Annotated in this window: 17 protein-coding genes; all 17 read left to right on the top strand. The window is 58.9% G+C overall.

The genetic code is table 11. From position 1 onward, the window contains the following. Nucleotides 1–24 precede the first annotated feature (24 nt). The 17 genes from H7850_RS06085 (at nt 25) to H7850_RS06005 (ending at nt 18,412) form a co-directional block, all read left to right on the top strand. The gene (locus H7850_RS06085; RefSeq protein ID WP_227368635.1) at nt 25–1,320 is read left to right on the top strand and encodes a glutamate-5-semialdehyde dehydrogenase; all 1,296 of its coding nucleotides are present in this window, start codon (nt 25–27) and stop codon (nt 1,318–1,320) included. After that, nucleotides 1,307–1,978 carry a nicotinate-nucleotide adenylyltransferase gene (nadD, locus tag H7850_RS06080; RefSeq protein WP_227368634.1) on the top strand — a complete coding sequence of 224 codons (672 nt, stop codon included), beginning with the start codon at nt 1,307–1,309 and terminating at the stop codon, nt 1,976–1,978. Before H7850_RS06085 ends, nadD begins: the two co-directional genes overlap by 14 nt. 57 nt (nt 1,979–2,035) lie before the next feature. Beyond that, complete coding sequence (rsfS, locus tag H7850_RS06075; RefSeq protein WP_227368633.1) at nt 2,036–2,398, top strand: ribosome silencing factor; 363 nt, start codon at nt 2,036–2,038, stop codon at nt 2,396–2,398. Continuing rightward, entirely contained in the window at nt 2,395–2,862 is a 468-nt protein-coding gene (gene rlmH / locus H7850_RS06070; RefSeq protein WP_227368632.1) for a 23S rRNA (pseudouridine(1915)-N(3))-methyltransferase RlmH, read from the top strand. The genes rsfS and rlmH overlap by 4 nt, the downstream gene beginning before the upstream one ends. Before the next feature lie 46 nt (nt 2,863–2,908). Next, nucleotides 2,909–4,792, top strand: coding sequence for a penicillin-binding protein 2 (gene mrdA / locus H7850_RS06065; protein ID WP_227368631.1), 1,884 nt, complete (start codon nt 2,909–2,911; stop codon nt 4,790–4,792). Nucleotides 4,793–4,796: 4 nt separating this feature from the next. After that, nucleotides 4,797–5,936 carry a rod shape-determining protein RodA gene (gene rodA / locus H7850_RS06060; RefSeq protein ID WP_227368630.1) on the top strand — a complete coding sequence of 380 codons (1,140 nt, stop codon included), beginning with the start codon at nt 4,797–4,799 and terminating at the stop codon, nt 5,934–5,936. A gap of 63 nt (nt 5,937–5,999) precedes the next feature. Beyond that, a complete protein-coding gene (mltB, locus tag H7850_RS06055; protein ID WP_413614142.1) occupies nt 6,000–7,016 on the top strand; it encodes a lytic murein transglycosylase B in 1,017 nt (338 codons plus the stop codon). Next, nucleotides 7,013–8,011, top strand: a complete 999-nt coding sequence (locus tag H7850_RS06050; protein ID WP_227368629.1) for a septal ring lytic transglycosylase RlpA family protein — start codon at nt 7,013–7,015, stop codon at nt 8,009–8,011. The genes mltB and H7850_RS06050 overlap by 4 nt, the downstream gene beginning before the upstream one ends. Nucleotides 8,012–8,051: 40 nt before the next feature. Further along, nucleotides 8,052–9,242, top strand: coding sequence for a D-alanyl-D-alanine carboxypeptidase family protein (locus H7850_RS06045; protein WP_227368628.1), 1,191 nt, complete (start codon nt 8,052–8,054; stop codon nt 9,240–9,242). A gap of 120 nt (nt 9,243–9,362) precedes the next feature. Continuing rightward, nucleotides 9,363–9,665 carry a YbeD family protein gene (locus H7850_RS06040; protein ID WP_227368627.1) on the top strand — a complete coding sequence of 101 codons (303 nt, stop codon included), beginning with the start codon at nt 9,363–9,365 and terminating at the stop codon, nt 9,663–9,665. Continuing rightward, nucleotides 9,666–10,358 carry a lipoyl(octanoyl) transferase LipB gene (gene lipB, locus H7850_RS06035; protein ID WP_227368626.1) on the top strand — a complete coding sequence of 231 codons (693 nt, stop codon included), beginning with the start codon at nt 9,666–9,668 and terminating at the stop codon, nt 10,356–10,358. A gap of 5 nt (nt 10,359–10,363) precedes the next feature. Continuing rightward, nucleotides 10,364–11,362, top strand: coding sequence for a lipoyl synthase (lipA, locus tag H7850_RS06030; protein ID WP_227368625.1), 999 nt, complete (start codon nt 10,364–10,366; stop codon nt 11,360–11,362). Nucleotides 11,363–11,524: 162 nt separating this feature from the next. Then, nucleotides 11,525–11,854, top strand: coding sequence for a DUF533 domain-containing protein (locus tag H7850_RS06025; RefSeq protein WP_227368624.1), 330 nt, complete (start codon nt 11,525–11,527; stop codon nt 11,852–11,854). A gap of 263 nt (nt 11,855–12,117) precedes the next feature. Then, nucleotides 12,118–14,577 (top strand): DUF3141 domain-containing protein, encoded by a 2,460-nt coding sequence (locus H7850_RS06020; protein ID WP_227368623.1) that lies wholly within the window; start codon nt 12,118–12,120, stop codon nt 14,575–14,577. A 400-nt stretch (nt 14,578–14,977) separates the two neighbouring features. Further along, complete coding sequence (gene topA / locus H7850_RS06015) at nt 14,978–17,608, top strand: type I DNA topoisomerase (protein WP_227368622.1); 2,631 nt, start codon at nt 14,978–14,980, stop codon at nt 17,606–17,608. Further along, nucleotides 17,605–18,075 carry a DUF6586 family protein gene (locus H7850_RS06010; protein ID WP_227368621.1) on the top strand — a complete coding sequence of 157 codons (471 nt, stop codon included), beginning with the start codon at nt 17,605–17,607 and terminating at the stop codon, nt 18,073–18,075. Before topA ends, H7850_RS06010 begins: the two co-directional genes overlap by 4 nt. Nucleotides 18,076–18,175: 100 nt before the next feature. Continuing rightward, a complete protein-coding gene (locus H7850_RS06005) occupies nt 18,176–18,412 on the top strand; it encodes a hypothetical protein (RefSeq protein ID WP_227368620.1) in 237 nt (78 codons plus the stop codon). Nucleotides 18,413–18,417: the final 5 nt, after the last annotated feature.

Here is an 18,417-nt window from a genome sequence, read left to right as displayed (position 1 = left end):
AAGCACTCTGGAGAATTTATCGGCATGTCACGACACAACCTGATGGACAATACGACTGACAGTGCCGATATCGACACCTATATGAACACCGTGGGGGTTCAGGCCCGCCAGGGTAGCACGCTGCTGCGTCGTATAGGGTCGGGGGCCAAGAATGCCGCGTTGGTGGCCATTGCTGCACAACTCGATGCAGCGCGGATCGATTTGATCGAGGCCAATGTTCGAGATCTGGAACGCGCCCGCGCTAACGGCCTTGATGACGCTATGCTCGATCGACTCGCGTTGAACGAAGCGCGTATCGAGGCCATGATCGAAGGTGTGAACCAGGTTGCCGCCCTGCCGGATCCTGTAGGCGAAATCGATGGCTTGCGTACACTGCCCAGCGGTATTCAGCTCGGGCAGATGCGCGTACCCATCGGTGTGATCGGTATCATCTACGAATCGCGCCCCAATGTAACGGTTGAGGCAGCCAGCCTGTGTCTGAAAGCCGGCAATGCCTGTATCCTGCGCGGTGGCTCCGAGGCCCAGGACAGCAACGCGGCCATTGCCACCTGCATCGCGAAAGGGTTGGCGCAGGCCGACATCCCTGAGGCTGCGGTGCAGGTGGTGGCGACGACGGATCGTGCAGCGGTCGGGCATCTTATCACCATGCCTGAATATGTCGATGTCATCATTCCCCGTGGCGGAAAATCCCTGATCGAGCGGGTGTCTCGAGAAGCGCGAGTGCCGGTCATAAAGCATCTGGACGGCGTTTGTCATGTCTATGTCGATGCCAGCGCCGATCTCGACAAGGCGTTGGCCATTGCGCTCAATGCCAAGACCCAGCGCTACGGCACCTGCAATACCCTCGAGACGCTACTGCTGGATGCGCCCATCGCTGCCGAGCTGCTGCCGCGTCTAGCCGAAGCCTATGCGCCTCATGGCGTCGAATTGCGCGGCTGCGAACGAACCCGGGAGGTATTACCGGACATTGCGCTGGCCAGCGACAAAGACTGGCAGGCGGAATATCTGGCGCCAATTCTTGCCATTCGCGTGGTGGAGGGTATCGATGCCGCCATGGCGCATATCGAGCGCTACGGTTCCCAGCATACCGATGCCATCGTCACCGAATCCTACACCCTGGCGCGACGCTTCCTGGCGGAGGTGGATTCCAGTTCGGTGATGGTCAACGCCTCGACGCGTTTTGCCGACGGCTTCGAGTATGGTCTCGGGGCCGAGATCGGCATATCCACCAACAAGCTTCATGCCCGGGGGCCGGTAGGACTTGAAGGCCTGACCACCCGCAAGTACGTCGTGCTTGGGGATGGCCATGTGCGCAGCTGAGTCTGGCCCGGCTGCCCCCATGAGAAGAATCGCGATGCTCGGAGGAACCTTCGATCCCGTGCATCACGGCCATCTGCGCAGCGCCGTCGAACTGTGCGAAATGCTATCTCTCGATCAAGTGCACATGATTCCGTCCCAACTGCCTCCCCATCGGGAGGCGCCGGGCGTCGCTGCAACCGACCGTCTTGCAATGCTCGCGGCAGGCATAGACGATACCCCAGGGCTGAGGGCAGACGACCGGGAGCTGCATCGCTCCGGGCCCTCTTATTCCGTCGATACATTGGCTTCATTGCGGGAGGAGTTCGGCGAACGGACACGGCTGGTGATGGCGCTTGGGGTCGACGCCTTTCTCAAGCTTGCCGAATGGCATGAGCCCGAGCGGCTCTTCGAATTGTCTCATCTGGTAGTCATTGCCCGCCCGGGGCATGCAGCCTTGCCGGGGGATGCATTGAAGGCATTGATCAAGGGGCGCGAGGTGGAAAGTAGCGAGAGTTTGTTTGCGACACCGGCGGGGCGGCTTTTGCATTTGCGCCTGCCCAGCAGCATGGATATTTCCGCTACCGAACTGCGTCGTCGGCTGCAGGCGGGTCTGAGTGTGCGGTATCTCTTGCCAAGTGCCGTGGAAACCTATATTCAATCCAGCGGTCTTTACCGCTAAGCGATGTCATGAAGGTAGAATGTGACCTTGTACGGTGGTCTTACTACTCGAGGAGCTATGCAAAACGACGCATTGAAGATATTGGCGGTGGGGGCCCTGGAAGAACTCAAGGGGCAAGAGATTGCTGAACTCGACGTTGCAGCGTTAACCAGCGTCACCGACACCATGGTGATCGCCAATGGCACATCGACACGCCATGTGAGCGCTTTGGCGGAGAACGTCGTCGAAAAGGCCAAGGAGGCGGGGGTCAGGCCTCTGGGCGTCGAAGGCGGGACAGGCGCTGATTGGGTTCTGGTGGATCTAGGCGATGTGGTCGTGCATGTCATGCTGCCCGATGCTCGGCGTTTATACGATCTCGAGCGGCTGTGGTCCGACTTGCCCGGCAACGGTGAAGAGGAGGTGCGCGGGGGTCAGGCATGAAGGTACGCCTGCTTGCCGTAGGCCAGCGTATGCCGAGCTGGGTAGAACAGGGGGTGGGCGAGTATCGCAAACGCCTGCCTCGGGACTTTGCCTTGGAAATAGTCGAAATCCCCCCGGGAACCCGAGGCAAGAATGCGGATGTGGCCCGCGCCGTGGCGCAGGAAGGGCAGCGCATGCGAGAGCGCCTGCGACAGAGCGATCATCGAGTTGCCCTTGAGGTGACAGGGCAGCCTTGGTCTACCAAGCAGCTAGCGCAACAGGCAGATGCCTGGCGCAATCGCGGGGGCGATGTGGCGCTTCTGATAGGCGGACCGGATGGGCTCGAGCCCCAGTTATCAGCCCAGGCGGAGCAGCGTTGGTCCTTGTCTCCTCTTACGCTTCCTCATCCCTTGGTACGTCTTTTGTTATGCGAACAACTCTATCGGGCCTGGACACTGCTAGTCGGTCATCCTTATCATCGCTAGTTCAAAATAATGATCGACCTCAGCTACTTCGAGACGAAGCCTCTACATGTCTAAACGCCGCGAAACCCTGAAGGATCCCGAGCAGGAAGTTCGCGTCTTTCGTAATCGTTCCCTGCTGGCCGTCGTGCTGGTTCTGCTGATGTCCCTGGGGCTGGTGGCACGCCTGTTCTATCTGCAGGTGGTTCAGCATGAGGTTTTCATCACCCGCTCCGACCAGAATCGTGTGCGGGTCGAGCCCTTGCCTCCAAATCGGGGGTTGATCATGGATCGGGATGGTCAGTTGCTGGCGGAGAACCGTCCTACCTACAACTTGACTATCGTGCCGGAGCGGGTCGACGATCTGGACGCGACCTTGAGCTTGCTGGTGAATATTCTCGACCTGCCGGACACGGATGTCGCCACCCTCAAGAAGCGCTCTCGTCAGCGCCAGCGGCCCTATCAATCCGCGCTTTTACTCAGTGAATTGAACGAAGAGCAGATCGCTCAGCTGGCGGTCAATCGCTATCGCCTGTCAGGCATCGAGGTTGAGGCACAATTACTACGGTACTACCCCGATGCCGACATCATGTCCCATGTGCTGGGCTACGTCGGGCGCATCAATGCCGAAGAGGTCAAGACCCTCGACAAGGGCAATTATGCGGGCACCCACTTCATCGGCAAGACCGGCGTCGAGCGCGAGTACGAAGATGTGCTGCACGGCCAGGCGGGGCTACGCAAGGTCGAGACCAACGCTCGGGGGCGAGTCCTGAGGGAGCTGGGCCGCACCGATCCGGTGCCGGGCCAGAACATCAAACTGACCATCGATAAGGAGCTGCAGCAACTGGGATATGAGCTGCTCGATGGCCGGCGTGGGTCCATCGTGGCCATCGAGCCTGCCAGCGGCGAGTTGTTGGCCATGGTCTCCTCTCCGGGGTTCGATGCCAATCTGTTCGTTACCGGTATCAGTCACAAAGATTACCGGGGGCTTAGAAACAACCCTGACCTGCCTCTCTACAATCGTGCGATTCGAGGGCAATATCCGCCGGCATCGACGATCAAACCTTTCGAGGCCCTGGCAGGGCTTGAAAATGGCGTCATTACGCCGAACACGACGATTTACGACCCGGGTTTCTACAAATTGCCCGAGCATTCGCGGCGCTACCATAACTGGCTACGCTGGGGACATGGCAGGGTTAATATGCGCCGCGCCATCGTGGTCTCCAATGATACCTACTTCTACAACCTGTCTCATGAGCTGGGGATCGAGCGTTTGGCGGAGTTCATGCACCGCTTTGGTTTCGGTGAGGAAACCAGTCACGATGTTTATGGTGCCGCCAGCGGCGTCATGCCTTCCGGCGAGTGGAAGCGGGCGCGTTATGGCCAGGTCTGGTTTCCCGGGGAGACGCTATCCGTGGGTATCGGTCAAGGCTATTGGCTGTCGACGCCACTGCAACTGGCCACCGCCACGGCGGTGCTTGCCAACCGTGGCAATTGGATCGCACCGCACCTGGCCAGGCGTGTCGGCGATGAGCCGCTGACGTTGCCGGAGACGAAGCAGAATATCGAGTTGGCCAACGATGAGTGGTGGGATCTGGTCAACAAGGCCATGGAGGACGTGATGACCGGCAGCGAAGGCACCGGGCGTCGATCCGGCCAGGATCTGGCCTATCGCATGGCTGGCAAATCCGGCACGGCCCAGGTGTTCACCCTGGCCAACGATGAGCGCTACAACGCGGCGGAGTTGGAGGAGCGGCTCCACGATCACGCCCTTTTCGTCGCCTTTGCCCCGATCGAGAAGCCGGAAATTGCGGTGGCCGTGATCATTGAAAACGCCGGTGGCGGGAGCAGTCACGCGGGACCCTTGGCGCGCAAGATGCTGGATGCGTGGATATTGCGGGAAGACAAGCCCGAGATACCCGACGACACTTCCGACGCCAGCGAGGAAGTCTGACGCCATGGCCTTGCAGGAGTCTTTGTTACCCAATCGAGGCAGCACCATCAAGCGGAGGCGGAGTCTTTGGTTCCGTATCCACCTCGACCCCTGGTTACTGGGATTGTTGTTCCTGCTGCTGCTGTCAGGGCTTTTGATCCTTTATAGTGCCAGCGGGCAGCGCCTGCCGGTAGTGACGGCCCAGGTCACTCGATTGGGGGTGGCGATAGTCACCATGCTGGTATTGGCCCAACTGAGTCCCGGTGCGCTGTACCGCTGGGCGCTGCCGCTCTATTTAGCGGGCTTTCTGATGCTGGTGGCCGTCGAGGTGATGGGCGATGTGGGTATGGGCGCCCAGCGCTGGCTGGTAATCCCGGGGGTCGTACGTTTTCAGCCCTCGGAGCTGATGAAGCTGGCCATGCCCATGATGGTGGCGGCTTACCTGCATCGACGCCCCTTGCCCCCGCGTATTCGAGACATTCTGGTTTGCGCCCTGATCATCGGCGCGCCGATCATGCTGATCGCCCGACAGCCGGATCTGGGAACCTCTCTGCTGGTCGCCTGCGCGGCGATCTTCGTGCTATTGCTGGCGGGGTTGTCCTGGCGTCTCATCGCCTTTCTAGGGGCAGCGGCCGGCGCGGCCTTGCCGCTGCTGTGGCTCAACATGCATGCCTATCAGCGTCAGCGTGTATTGACCTTTCTCAATCCGGAAAGCGACCCGTTGGGTGCCGGCTGGAATATCATTCAATCCACCACCGCTATCGGCAGTGGTGGAGTACAGGGTAAAGGCTGGACCCTGGGCACCCAGTCACAGCTGGAATTTCTGCCGGAGCGTCATACGGACTTCATCATTGCCGTGCTGGGGGAGGAGTTCGGGTTGTTCGGCATGGTGTTGATCCTGGCGCTCTATCTACTGATCGTGATCCGAGGGCTGGTGATCGCCAACAGCGCCCAGGATACTTTCGGGCGTTTGGTGGCAGGTAGTATTACACTCACCTTTTTTATTTACGTGTTCGTTAATATCGGTATGGTCAGTGGTATCTTGCCGGTAGTGGGTGTGCCGCTACCGCTGGTCAGTTACGGCGGGACCTCCAGCGTGACCTTGCTGGCTGGTTTCGGTATTCTCATGTCCATTCAAAGCCACCGGCGCCTGCTGGCACGCTAGCAAGATTTGCTACGTGATCAATAACTGCAAGGCGCATCAGGAGCAACAGGGAGTCGCAAGACAATGAAGGCTGTCCTTCGCCAGACCACGGGTGCGGTGTTCGCTACGGCAATGCTTCTAAGCCAAACGGCTCAGGCCAAAGAAGACTTCGATCCTGCTCAAAATTCCGAGACCCAAGCGCTGGTCAAGGAGCTTGAGGCTCGTGGCATCGATCGCGATTGGCTGGAGCTTGCACTGCAACAGGCCGAATTTCGACCTGCAGTGCTTGAGGCAATGACCGGTGCTGCGGAGCGCCGTCTGGTATGGCACGAGTATCGGGACATTTTCATCAAGCCCCAGCGCATCGAGGAAGGCGTTGCTTTCATCAAGGCACATCGGGAGGCCTTCGATCGCGCCCAGTCGAAATACGGCGTCGCACCGGAAGTGATCGCCGCCATCATTGGCGTCGAAACCTTCTATGGCCGACATACCGGCACCCATCGTGTCATCGACTCCCTTGCTACCCTGGCATTTCATCATCCCAAGCGGGGGGATTTCTTTCGCGGCGAGTTGGCAGCATTTCTCGAGCTGACTAGCGAGCAGAATGTCGATCCGCTGACTCTGCAGGGCTCCTATGCCGGTGCCATGGGCTTTCCCCAGTTCATTCCCACCAGCTATCAGGCCTATGCGGTGGACTTCGACGGCGATGACAAGCGCGATCTCTGGCACAATCCCGTGGATGCCATCGGCAGCGTTGGTAACTATTTTGCTCGCCATGGCTGGTCCGCGGATGGTGCTATCGTTACCGCGGCCAAGGGCCCGGCAACACCGCCCAAGGAAATCGACTTCAATCGTACCCAGAAGCCCTACGCCAGCATCGGCACTCTGCGAACGCAAGGCGTCGAGGCGGATGCCGGTTCGCTCGAAGACTCGTCTCAGGTCGTGCCGCTGGCGCTTGAGGTCGAGGATGGAACGATGCGCTATGAGCTTGGGCACAACAATTTCTATGTCATCACGCGCTATAACCACAGCCATCTTTACGCCATGGCAGTGACCACTCTGGCGCAGCGCATCCGCAACGCCCTGGAGAGCGAGGCATGAGTCGACCGCTGCTTTATATCGGCTTGGCCTGTACGTTGCTGGTCGGATGTGCGGGTGGAGGCGGCGGCTACAAGGGCGAGAATGCCGCCAGTGCTTCAAAGACCAGTGCTGCAAAAAAGAGTGCTGGTGGACGTTACGCCATGGATAGCGATGCCTACCCGGATCTGCCTCCGGACGTTTCCGATGTGCCGGATGCTGTTCCCCGGGTCGAGCCAAGATCCGCCAGCGGTAATCGCTCCACCTATCAGGTGTGGGGGAAGACCTACCATGTACTGGCTGACCCGGCGGGTTACAAGAAGCGCGGTACCGCCTCCTGGTACGGCCAGAAGTTTCAAGGCTATGCCACCGCCAGTGGCGAGATCTACGACATGTACAAGATGTCCGCGGCCCACCGTTCATTGCCGTTGCCTACCTATGCGCGGGTCACCAATACGAACAACGGTCGTTCCGTCATCGTCAAGGTCAACGATCGCGGCCCGTTTCACGGCGATCGCCTGATCGATCTTTCTTATGCGGCAGCGGCACGTCTCGATATCCTTGGCAATGGCACCGGTCATGTACAGGTCGAGGCCATCGATCCGGTGGCATGGCAAGCGAGTCAGCAACGCCAGCAGCGAACCGCCCAATCCAGCGCACCGCCGCGTGTCGCTCAAGCGGCCGCAACGAGTGCCGAGTCAGGCATGTCGCCTTCTGCCCAGGCAAGCAATGTTCAAACGAGCCAGGCCCGGCCAGCATCGCTCGCTACGCCTCCGGTGGCCGGTAGCGGTTCACGTATGTACTTGCAGGTGGCGGCGCTCGGCTCCGAAGCTGGCGCGCAAGCGCTCCAGAAACGATTGCAAAATACGCTCGATCGCCCGGTACGGGTCGATAGCGATACCCGCATGCATCGGGTCCAGGTCGGACCGGTGAATGACCAGCCTGCCTTGGAGGCTCTGCGCCAAGAGCTCAAGCAGGTAGGCTTTGCGCAAGCATTTACCATAAGAGCTCAAGAGTGAGCCTCATTTCTTTTCAGCACGAATCACGAGATACAACGACATGAGACTGTCTGCTTTACCCCGTACGCTAGGGCGCCTGTTACCTGCCACCTTGGCCATTTGCGCGCTATCGATAGCGCCGGTTCAGGCCCAGCAAGCACTGCCGGAGTCGATGGTGCCATCGCCGCCGGCGCTGGCGGCGAGTTCCTGGCTATTGATGGATGCCAACAGTGGCGAGGTGCTGGTCGAGCACGAGGCAGAGCAATCACTGCCTCCGGCGAGCCTCACCAAGATGATGACGGCCTATATCGTCGAGCGGGAAATAGATGAGAACCGTATTTCCCCCGAGGATCAGGTCAGTATCAGCGAAAAAGCCTGGCGCACCGGCGGCTCTCGAATGTTTATCAAAGAGGGCACTCAGGTCAGTGTCGATAACCTGCTCAAGGGCGTGGTCATTCAATCGGGCAATGACGCCAGCGTCGCCTTGGCGGAACATATTGCCGGCTCCGAGTCCGCCTTTGCGGATCTGATGAATCAGCAGGCCCAGCGCCTGGGAATGAGCAATTCCCACTTCATCAATGCCACCGGGCTGCCTCACGAGGATCATTACGCCTCCGCCAAGGATCTAGCCATACTGGCCAAGCACATCATCAAGGACTACCCGGATCACTACGACACCTACTCCGAAAAGTACTTCACCTATAATGATATCCGTCAGCCCAACCGCAATCGCCTATTGTGGCGCGATCCTTCCGTCGATGGTCTAAAGACCGGCCATACCGAAGCCGCCGGTTACTGCCTGGTGGCCTCGGCCAAGAAAGAGGATACACGGCTGATCGCGGTGGTCATGGGAACCAATTCGGACGAGGCCCGGGCTCAGGAAGCGCAAAAGCTCTTGAGCTATGGTTTTCGCTTCTTCGAAACCGCCAAGCTGTATGACAGCGGTGCCGTGCTCAACGAACCCCGGGTGTGGGGAGGAGAAAAGGATACCCTGCGTCTAGGGGTGAGTGAGGACGTCTATCTGACGGCTCCCCAGGGCAAGCGCGAGAGCATGACCGCCAAGCTCGATATTCAGGAGACTATCAAGGCGCCGATCGAAGCCGGGCAGCACCTGGGCACCCTCAAGGTGATGCTGGGTGAGAAGGTGGTCAAGGAGCAGCCGCTCATTGCTCTGGAAAACATCCAGGAAGGCGGCATCTTCAAGCGTCTATGGGACAATATCGTGATGTTTGTCACCGGCCTGTTCGACTGATCCACCCTTGGCCATGGTGTTCGCCATGGCCAGCACTTGCCTTGTTCCCCATGCCTGCCCCTTGGTCATGATGCAAAGGTTGAGTAGAATACTCGGAAATAGAGTTGCCGAGTAATCATCATGAGTGACAAGTCTTTGCGGGATTTACGCACCGAAGACTCTCAGCCGGCTCCCAAGATCGTGTTTCCCTGTGATTACCCACTCAAGATCGTGGGTAATGCTGCGCCGGATTTTCAGGCAGCCATCGTCGAGGTGCTCAAGGCGCATGTGCCGGGTTTCGAGAGCAATGCCGTTACGGCAGTCGATAGTCGCAAGGGGCGGTTTCAGTCGCTGCGGGTGACAATTACCGCTACCGGTAACGATCAGCTAAAGACTCTGTTTGCCGCGCTCAAGGCGACGGGTCGTGTCCACATGGTGCTATGAATGGCCGCACTGGACGTTTATCGTCTGGGCTGCTTGCCCTATGCCCCGGTGTGGCGTGCCATGCGTGCGTTCACCGATCGTCGGGATTCGACGTCTCGGGATGAAATCTGGCTCGTCGAACACGAGCCGGTATTCACCCAGGGACAGGCTGGCCGCCCCGAGCATGTGCTCGTTCCCGGCGACATCCCCGTGGTGCATACCGATCGAGGGGGGCAAGTGACCTATCACGGCCCGGGCCAAATGGTCATGTATCCGCTGCTGGATGTGCGCCGGCGTAAGCTGGGGGTACGTGAGCTGGTTACGGCCCTGGAAGGCAGTGTGATCGACGTGCTGGCCGAACAAGGTGTCGAGGCGCATCCCCGCGCCGAGGCGCCTGGGGTTTATGTTGGTGATGCCAAGATTGCATCCTTGGGCCTGCGCATCCGCCGGGGTTGCAGTTTTCATGGGGTTGCATTCAATATCTACATGGATCTTGCGCCCTTCGCTCGTATCAACCCATGCGGCTATGCCGGTTTGAGCATGACTCAGCTATGCGATCTGAGCGAGCACCGCCCGGATATCGATGAACAAGCGACCCGCCTGTTGCAGTGCCTGGTCGCGCGGCTGGGTGATGACAGCATCAATGAGTGCCGAGGCATGCCCCAGGGGGTCATGTCCGAGTTAACCGCCGATTCTTCCCGAACAGCAGGATAGGACCGATGACCGATACCACCGTCGCTAGTCAGGAACGGGCCACTACGGCCCCCAAGAAACCCCGTGCCGAGCGGGGCGTCAAATTGCGTGGTGCCGACAAGGTGGCGCGCATTCCGGTGAAGGTGATTCCCACCGAGACGCTGCCCAAGAAGCCCGATTGGCTGCGGGTACGCATGCCGGTATCTCAGGAAGTGACGCGCATAAAGCAGACGCTGCGCAAGCATGGTCTGCATACCGTCTGTGAGGAAGCCACTTGCCCCAACATTGGTGAGTGCTTCAATGGCGGCACTGCCACCTTCATGATCATGGGCGACATCTGCACCCGACGCTGCCCCTTCTGCGATGTGGCTCATGGTCGTCCCAACGCGCTCAACGAGAACGAGCCGCGGGAATTGGCCGAAGCCATCGCCGAGATGCGCTTGAAATATGTCGTGGTCACCTCGGTGGATCGTGACGATCTGCGCGATGGCGGGGCTCAGCATTTCGTCGACTGCATTCGGGAAATTCGTAACGACAGCCCGTCGATCGAGATCGAAGTGCTGGTGCCGGATTTTCGCGGTAGGATGCAAAAGGCATTGGATATTCTCGAGCAGACGCCGCCGGACGTCTTCAACCACAATCTGGAAACCGTGCCGTCGATCTATCGCCGGGTGCGCCCTGGAGCGGACTACCAGTGGTCTCTGGATCTACTCAAGGGCTACAAGGCACGCCGCCCTGACGTGTTGACCAAGTCCGGGCTGATGCTTGGTGTCGGCGAGACCGATGAGGAGGTCATTGAGGTGATGCGCGATCTGCGTGCTCACGATGTGGACATGCTGACCCTGGGGCAGTACATGCAGCCTTCCCGTAACCACTTGCCCGTGGATCGCTGGGTGCATCCGGATACCTTTGACTGGTTTGCCGAGCAAGGCAAGGCAATGGGCTTTACTCATGTTGCTTCCGGGCCGCTGGTGCGTTCGTCCTATCATGCGGACAAGCAAGCGCACGGTGTCGAAGTCAAGTAGTCGCAGTGTGTATCAGCTCTCAACCCCATGCGCCCAGGCCATGGGGTTTTTTTATTGAAGCAAGCTACGCTTTCTTGTAGTTGAAGCCTTGCGTGATAGGCCATTCTGGAACCTAATAGGATCAGATCATCAATGTTGTTTTACCCCTAAGGAGAAGACGTTATGGAAGATAAAGGCGCTTTGAATCAGTTGACCAAGGCGGCAGGGGAACTGTGCGACTCCTCTCGCGAGCATGGTGTCGATACTCGCAGTGCGCTTGCCGGCGGTCTCGTAGGCCTGCTGGTCAGTAGTCGAGGAGGGCGCAGTCTCATAGGCAAGACCTTGAAGTATGGCATTGTCGCAGGGCTAGGCGCCCTGGCCTGGCAATCGCGTCAGCGCGATCAGGAGAGTACTTACCGCACCACAGGGAGCCTCAATTCATATGCGACCAGCGATAGCACTCGGACTGCAACCGAGGAGCCCATAAAAGGAACGCCTGGCTCGGATGTATGATGGCTTTCTCTCGAAGCGGTGTATGGGCACCAATTTAGCCGTTCAATCCGTCCGTTCAATGCGCCCGATCTTGGTCGGGCGCATTTTTTATCATCGGATGTGAGCTGTTAGTGAATGGGTAATCCTATAAAAATCTGAAAAATGAGTGCTGGTCCTCTCTTTTTAATGGTTTAACTCATAGTAACTGACGTCAGACTTCAATACGGTTAGAATGGCGAGAACGTTATCTTGCAGCGCAGCAATTTCACCTACGGAGCCAAGACATGTTCCTTCTCACTGCTTCCTTCGTGGAAATGACGCGTCCTGTGTGGGACCCGTTGGGGTTGGGTAAAGCCGCGATCGATTATTGGCGTGACGCCGGTGAGCGCAGCGTGCTCTACCTAGACGTCATGCGCCAGCGCGGCAATCAGTATCTTGCCCACATGAAAGAGACCAAGCCTAACGTGCTGGGTTTCGATTCCGAAGTATTGATGGATGGGCGCGATCTGCCTTATCCCGTCAATTACGAACTGATGCGCATCTTGCCCCCCGAAGGCGTCGAGATCGACGAAAGCATGCGCCCCTTCGTGGTGGTCGACCCCCGGGCAGGTCACGGCCCCGGTATCGGAGGCTTCAAGCCGGACAGTGAACTGGGTGTGGCGCTCCGCGCTGGGCACCCGTGTTATTTCATCGGCTTTCTTCCGTTTCCCCAACCGGGCCAGACCGTCGGGGATGTCGTCGAAGCGGAAGTGCAGTTCCTGCGCCATGTCATCGAGCGTCATCCTGATGTCGCCGAACGGCCCATGGTAGTAGGCAACTGTCAGGCCGGTTGGCAGATCATGATGGCGGCTGCCCTGGAACCGGAGTGCTTCGGCCCCATTCTCATTGCCGGCGCTCCTCTCTCCTATTGGGCAGGCGAGCGGGGCAAGGCCCCGATGCGTTATTCCGCGGGCATGATGGGAGGTAGCTGGCTGACGGCTTTGGTCGGCGATCTGGGTGATGGCCATTTTGACGGTGCCTGGCTGGTACAGAACTTCGAGAAGCTCAATCCCGCCAATACGCTCTGGAGCAAGCAGTACAATCTCTACGCCAATGTCGATAAAGAGGCGCAGCGCTATCTGGATTTCGAGCGCTGGTGGGGTGGCCACGTAGTGCTCAACAGCGAAGAGATACAGTATATCGTCGATAACCTGTTCATCGGCAACCGCCTGAGCACGTCTCAGCTGCTCACCCGGGATGGGCGACGCATCGACTTGCGCAATGTGCGTTCGCCCATCGTGGTGTTCTGCTCTCAAGGTGACGACATCACGCCACCGCCCCAAGCGATTGGCTGGATCGATGATCTCTACGATAGCGTGGAAGATATTCAGGCCCATGACCAGACTATTGTTTACTGCATCCATGACACGACCGGGCATCTGGGGATCTTTGTATCCGGCAGCGTTTCGCGCAAGGAGCATACCGAATTCACCGCAAACATGGATTACATCGATATCTTGCCGCCAGGCTTGTATGAAGCCAAGGTCAACAAGCGCGATGCCACCCTGGCTAATCCGGATTTGATCGACGGTGATTATCTACTCGAATTTGCCACTCGGGATTTCGATGACATCAACAGTATCGTCAAGACCAATCTCGAGGACGAACGACGCTTTGCCACCGTCTCCCGAATTTCGAACATCAACCTGGGGCTCTATCGTCGTTACTTGCAGCCCTTGGTCAAGGCGGTGATGACACCTCAGGCGGCCAGTCTATTACGCCGCTCGCACCCTCTGAAAGTCGGCTATCGGCTGCTTTCCGATCGCAACCCTGCCGCTGCTCCGCTACCGGTACTGGCGGACAAGATCAAGGCCAATCGTCATCAGGTCGGGGCGGACAACCCATTCAAGATATTCGAAGGGATGCTGTCGGATCAGATCGTTCATGGCCTGAACGCGTTTCGCGATTTGCGTGACCAGGCCACGGAACGAATGTTCATGAAGGTTTACGGCCAGCCCTGGTTGCAGATACTGATGGGGCTCCGGGCAGACGATCAGCGCCCGCTGCCTTTGCCCGGCGCCTCTCCGGAACATCGTCGTTTCATGGAGCAGCGCAAGCAGATGCTGCGGGATTCCGTGGCTGACGGAGATATCGTCCAGGCCTCGGTACGCGCGCTCATTTTTGCGCTAGGGGGCTCTCCCACCACGGATGAACGCAACTTCCAACGCCTGAAGGCGACCCGTGATGAAATGGGGTCCGATATCGATCTGAACCGTTTCAAGACATTGGTACGCGATGAGTTTGAAATTCTCAACATGGACGGTCATGCGGCCATGGAGGCGATACCGGCCATGCTGAAGGGTGAAGACCGCGCCACCATCGAGACCTACGAGACCCATATCGAGCAGGTAGTGAAAGCAAGCGAACCCCTGGACGACAAGACCCGTTCGCGCCTGGCCGTGGTCAAGCAGCTCTTCGCCCGAGCCAAACCTGCCAAAGAGCCGACGCCAGCTAAGGAAACGACGCCAGTCAAGGCGACTGATTCGGGTAGTGAAAAGGCCTCGGCTCAGGCGCAGGATTCTGCTCAGGTTCGTTCGAATTCGGACAAGACTAAGACTGCTTCGAACATGGCTGCTTCGGACAAAGCCGCTTCATCCAGGGCAAAACCGCGCAAGGCAAAGGCCACTCGAAAGAGTGGCACGCGTAAGAAGGCATCTCCAAAGACGAGTAAATCAACCCCACCCAAGGGTTCCAAATCGAGCTGAGACCGCCTGAATCTGCGTGAGCCCGGCTATACCCAACACCCTGGTCGCGAGAGCGGCCGGGGTGTATTGGTATAGAGCTGCCTGCTCTTCATATTCGTCACCCCCCGACTCGATTTCCCAGCCATTCAGCTGGCCCAGGTTGATAAACGAACGTTAATATTATCTTTTCGGCCTGCTCCATTTTCGGAGCATGCTTGCATAGAGTCCCGTGTGGCGGCTAGCCTCGGGATGCTATTGGCCATTGCCGTGGCTCTGTGGTGCCTGCGCACAACTGGCGCAGCAGGAATGGCTGGGGTAGGGTAGGCGCATTTTACGCCGGAATCATACACTGGCACGACGTACACGCTGCCAAGGTCGACGGAACCTTCCATGGACCTGGGCTCGAGAAAACTGGAGCACTATGGGCAAGTCATTGGTCATCGTCGAGTCGCCAGCCAAGGCCAAGACGATCAACAAGTACCTCGGCAACGACTTCGTCGTGAAGTCGAGTGTGGGCCATATTCGCGATCTGCCTACCAGCGGCTCGGGCAAGCAGGCCACCGACCCCAAGGAGCGTGCTCGCCAGGCAGCGGCTACCCGCAAGATGTCGCCCCAGAAAAAGGCAGCCTACCAAAAGGAGAAGGCCTGGACGCAGCTGGTACGGCGCATGGGCATCGACCCGGAACACGGCTGGGAGGCCAACTACGAGATATTGCCGGGCAAGGAGAAGGTAGTGGCGGAGCTTGCCAAGCTCGCCGAGAAGGCCGATGCCATCTATCTAGCCACGGACCGGGACCGGGAAGGAGAAGCCATTGCCTGGCATCTGAAGGAAATCATCGGCGGTGATGAAGCCCGCTACAAGCGCGTGGTGTTCAACGAGATCACCAAGAACGCCATCAAGGAAGCCTTCAAAGAGCCTGGCAACCTCAATGTGCCTCGGGTGGAGGCGCAACAGACACGGCGCTTCCTCGATCGGGTGGTGGGCTTCATGCTCTCGCCGCTGTTGTGGGCCAAGGTCGCGCGTGGCTTGTCCGCAGGACGTGTGCAATCCGTGGCGGTGCGCTTGATCGTCGAGCGGGAGCGGGAAATCCGCGCCTTCGTGCCGGAAGAGTTCTGGGATGTTCATGCGGACCTGGCAAGTGCCGACGGGGAATCAATTCGCTTCGAACTGGTGCGTCAGGACGGCAAGCCATTTCGGCCGACCTCCGAGAAGGAAACCCTCGAGCGTATAGCCGGTCTCGAAAAAGCCAGTCTCACGATTACCGGCCGGGAAGAGAAGCCGACCCGCTCCAAGCCCAACGCGCCGTTCATCACCTCGACACTGCAGCAGGCCGCCAGTGGCCGTCTGGGTTTCTCGGTGAAAAAGACCATGACCCTGGCTCAGCGTCTCTATGAGGCCGGCTACATCACCTACATGCGGACCGACTCCACCAACCTGTCTCAGGATGCGGTGAACGGTGTGCGTGACTACATTCAGGATGAATTCGGCAGGCGCTACCTGCCGGAATCACCCAACCGCTACTCCAGCAAGGAAGGGGCCCAGGAAGCTCACGAGGCGATCCGTCCTTCCGAGGTGACCCGTACCGCAAGCGATCTTGCCGGCATGGAGCGGGATGCGGAGCGCCTCTATGAACTGATCTGGCGCCAGTTCGTGGCCTGTCAAATGCCGCCGGCGGAGTATCTCTCCACCACCCTGACCGTCGAGAGCGAAGGCTATGAGCTGCGCGCCAAGGGGCGGGTGCTCAAGTTCGACGGCTATACCCGGGTAATGAAGCCTGCCGGCAAGAAGGACGAGGACCAGACGCTGCCGGACATTGCCGAAGGCACGGCGCTGACTCTGGAAAAGCTCGACCCTCAGCAGCACTTTACCAAGCCCACAGCCCGCTATACCGAGGCCAGCCTGGTCAAGGAGCTGGAAAAACGCGGTATAGGCCGACCCTCGACCTATGCCTCGATCATTTCGACCATTCAGGATCGGGGCTATGTGCGGCTCGACAGTCGGCGCTTCTATGCCGAAAAGCTCGGCGACATCGTCACCGACCGGCTCACGGAATCTTTCGATGATCTGATGGATTACGGCTTCACTGCACGCATGGAGGACAGCCTCGATGAAGTGGCCGAGGGCGAACGCAACTGGCGGGCGCTACTCGATGACTTCTATGCGGAGTTCCGCGCCAAGCTCGAGCGGGCCGAAAGTGAAGACGGTATGCGGCCCAACCAGCCGGTGCCCACGGACATCGACTGCCCGACCTGCGGACGCAAGATGCAGATTCGCACCGCCTCCACCGGGGTGTTTCTGGGTTGCTCCGGCTACAACCTGCCGCCCAAGGAGCGCTGCAAGACCACCATCGACTTGATTCCAGGCGATGAGGCGGTCGCCGAGGATGCGGGGGAGGATGCGGAAACCCAGGCGCTGCGCGCCAAGCGACGTTGCCCCAAGTGCGGTACCGCCATGGACAGCTACCTGATCGACGAGACCCGCAAACTGCACATCTGTGGCAACAGCCCGGACTGCGAGGGCTACGAGATCGAGCAGGGGCGTTTTCGCATCAAGGGCTACGAAGGCCCGACCATTGAATGCGACAAGTGCGGCAGCGAAATGCAGCTGAAGACTGGGCGTTTCGGCAAGTACTTCGGCTGCACCAATGAAAATTGCAAGAACACCCGCAAACTGCTCAGAAGCGGCGAGGCGGCGCCGCCCAAGATGGACCCGATTCCGATGCCGGAACTTGCTTGTCAGAAGGTCAACGATCACTACGTCTTGCGTGACGGCGCCAGCGGTCTGTTCCTGGCGGCCAGCCAGTTTCCCAAGAATCGCGAGACGCGTCCGCCTCTGGTCAAGGAGCTCAAGGCCCACGCTGACGAGCTGCCGGAGAAGTATCATTTCCTGCTTGATGCACCCAGTGAGGACCCGGACGGTCGTCCGGCACAGATTCGCTTCTCGCGCAAGGTCAAGAGCCAGTACGTCATGACCGATGAAGAGGGCAAGGCCACCGGTTGGAAAGCCACCTTCGACAACGGCAAATGGCAGATCGAGGACAAGCGCAAGTGACGCCGCGCGGGCGCACCAATCAGCTGCTTTATCAAGCTGAATTGCTGCTCGTGGTACCGACAGTAGATGACGAGCATGTCGCTGCCCGGCGTATGGCCTGCGAGGAAGGAGCGCTTGCACTGCTCGAACTGGCCCTTAATGCCGCTCTGCGCGAGGTCACCGAGCATGCCCGCTTGGCGCGGCATGATTGGCGTGAGTTGTTGCTTGAGCACGAGAAAGATCAGAGCGATAAAATCGCCGAGGTCGAGCGTCTTCGAGCGCTGGCAAGGATGCCTGACAGCTGGTTGAACCTCCTTATCCTGCGTCTGGACGCCTTGCAAAGCGTTGAAGGCGCTGCGCGACGTGAAACGAGTCAGTCGCTGATCGCGGCTGCGGATCGCAGAGTGCTGGCGGACGAACTGCCTTGGTGTATCGAGGAGTTCAAGACGTTGCTGCTCGACCTACGCGAAACCAGCGTCGAATGGTGACCTAGTAGCCTTCAAAGTGATACCATGCCTTCAGTTTGAAACGACCATGGCACTTCGTCTTGGTCGTTTTTTGTTGCCTTGTTCCCAAGCGGAGGTGAGCGTGTCCGAGACAGCCGTACTGGAAATCGTCGAACTCGATGATGGTGAAATCGTATTGCGCAGCGCCGAACACGAAGGCGAACCCTTGGTGCGCATTCGCTTCTCCGAAGAAGCCGCCGATCTGCTGCGCCGGAGCCGCTTCGAAGTCGCTCAGGATATGATCGATCGTGCCATTACCCGCACGCAACTATGGGAAGGCGAAGAGGACGAGATGGCCGCGATCGGGACGGTGCATTGACCCTG

Origin of the sequence: Halomonas sp. M20 (genome assembly GCF_020622265.1) — a bacterium.
Taxonomy (GTDB): domain Bacteria; phylum Pseudomonadota; class Gammaproteobacteria; order Pseudomonadales; family Halomonadaceae; genus Modicisalibacter.
This window is presented reverse-complemented; position numbering and strand designations above follow the sequence as displayed.

Bases quoted from the DNA above. Each gene is read 5' to 3' on its own strand.
- H7850_RS06085 (WP_227368635.1), top strand. From the start codon at position 25: ATGTCACGACACAACCTGATGGACAATACGACTGACAGTGCCGATATC.
- nadD (WP_227368634.1), top strand. From the start codon at position 1,307: ATGTGCGCAGCTGAGTCTGGCCCGGCTGCCCCCATGAGAAGAATCGCG.
- rsfS (WP_227368633.1), top strand. From the start codon at position 2,036: ATGCAAAACGACGCATTGAAGATATTGGCGGTGGGGGCCCTGGAAGAA.
- rlmH (WP_227368632.1), top strand. From the start codon at position 2,395: ATGAAGGTACGCCTGCTTGCCGTAGGCCAGCGTATGCCGAGCTGGGTA.
- mrdA (WP_227368631.1), top strand. From the start codon at position 2,909: ATGTCTAAACGCCGCGAAACCCTGAAGGATCCCGAGCAGGAAGTTCGC.
- rodA (WP_227368630.1), top strand. From the start codon at position 4,797: ATGGCCTTGCAGGAGTCTTTGTTACCCAATCGAGGCAGCACCATCAAG.
- mltB (WP_413614142.1), top strand. From the start codon at position 6,000: ATGAAGGCTGTCCTTCGCCAGACCACGGGTGCGGTGTTCGCTACGGCA.
- H7850_RS06050 (WP_227368629.1), top strand. From the start codon at position 7,013: ATGAGTCGACCGCTGCTTTATATCGGCTTGGCCTGTACGTTGCTGGTC.
- H7850_RS06045 (WP_227368628.1), top strand. From the start codon at position 8,052: ATGAGACTGTCTGCTTTACCCCGTACGCTAGGGCGCCTGTTACCTGCC.
- H7850_RS06040 (WP_227368627.1), top strand. From the start codon at position 9,363: ATGAGTGACAAGTCTTTGCGGGATTTACGCACCGAAGACTCTCAGCCG.
- lipB (WP_227368626.1), top strand. From the start codon at position 9,666: ATGGCCGCACTGGACGTTTATCGTCTGGGCTGCTTGCCCTATGCCCCG.
- lipA (WP_227368625.1), top strand. From the start codon at position 10,364: ATGACCGATACCACCGTCGCTAGTCAGGAACGGGCCACTACGGCCCCC.
- H7850_RS06025 (WP_227368624.1), top strand. From the start codon at position 11,525: ATGGAAGATAAAGGCGCTTTGAATCAGTTGACCAAGGCGGCAGGGGAA.
- H7850_RS06020 (WP_227368623.1), top strand. From the start codon at position 12,118: ATGTTCCTTCTCACTGCTTCCTTCGTGGAAATGACGCGTCCTGTGTGG.
- topA (WP_227368622.1), top strand. From the start codon at position 14,978: ATGGGCAAGTCATTGGTCATCGTCGAGTCGCCAGCCAAGGCCAAGACG.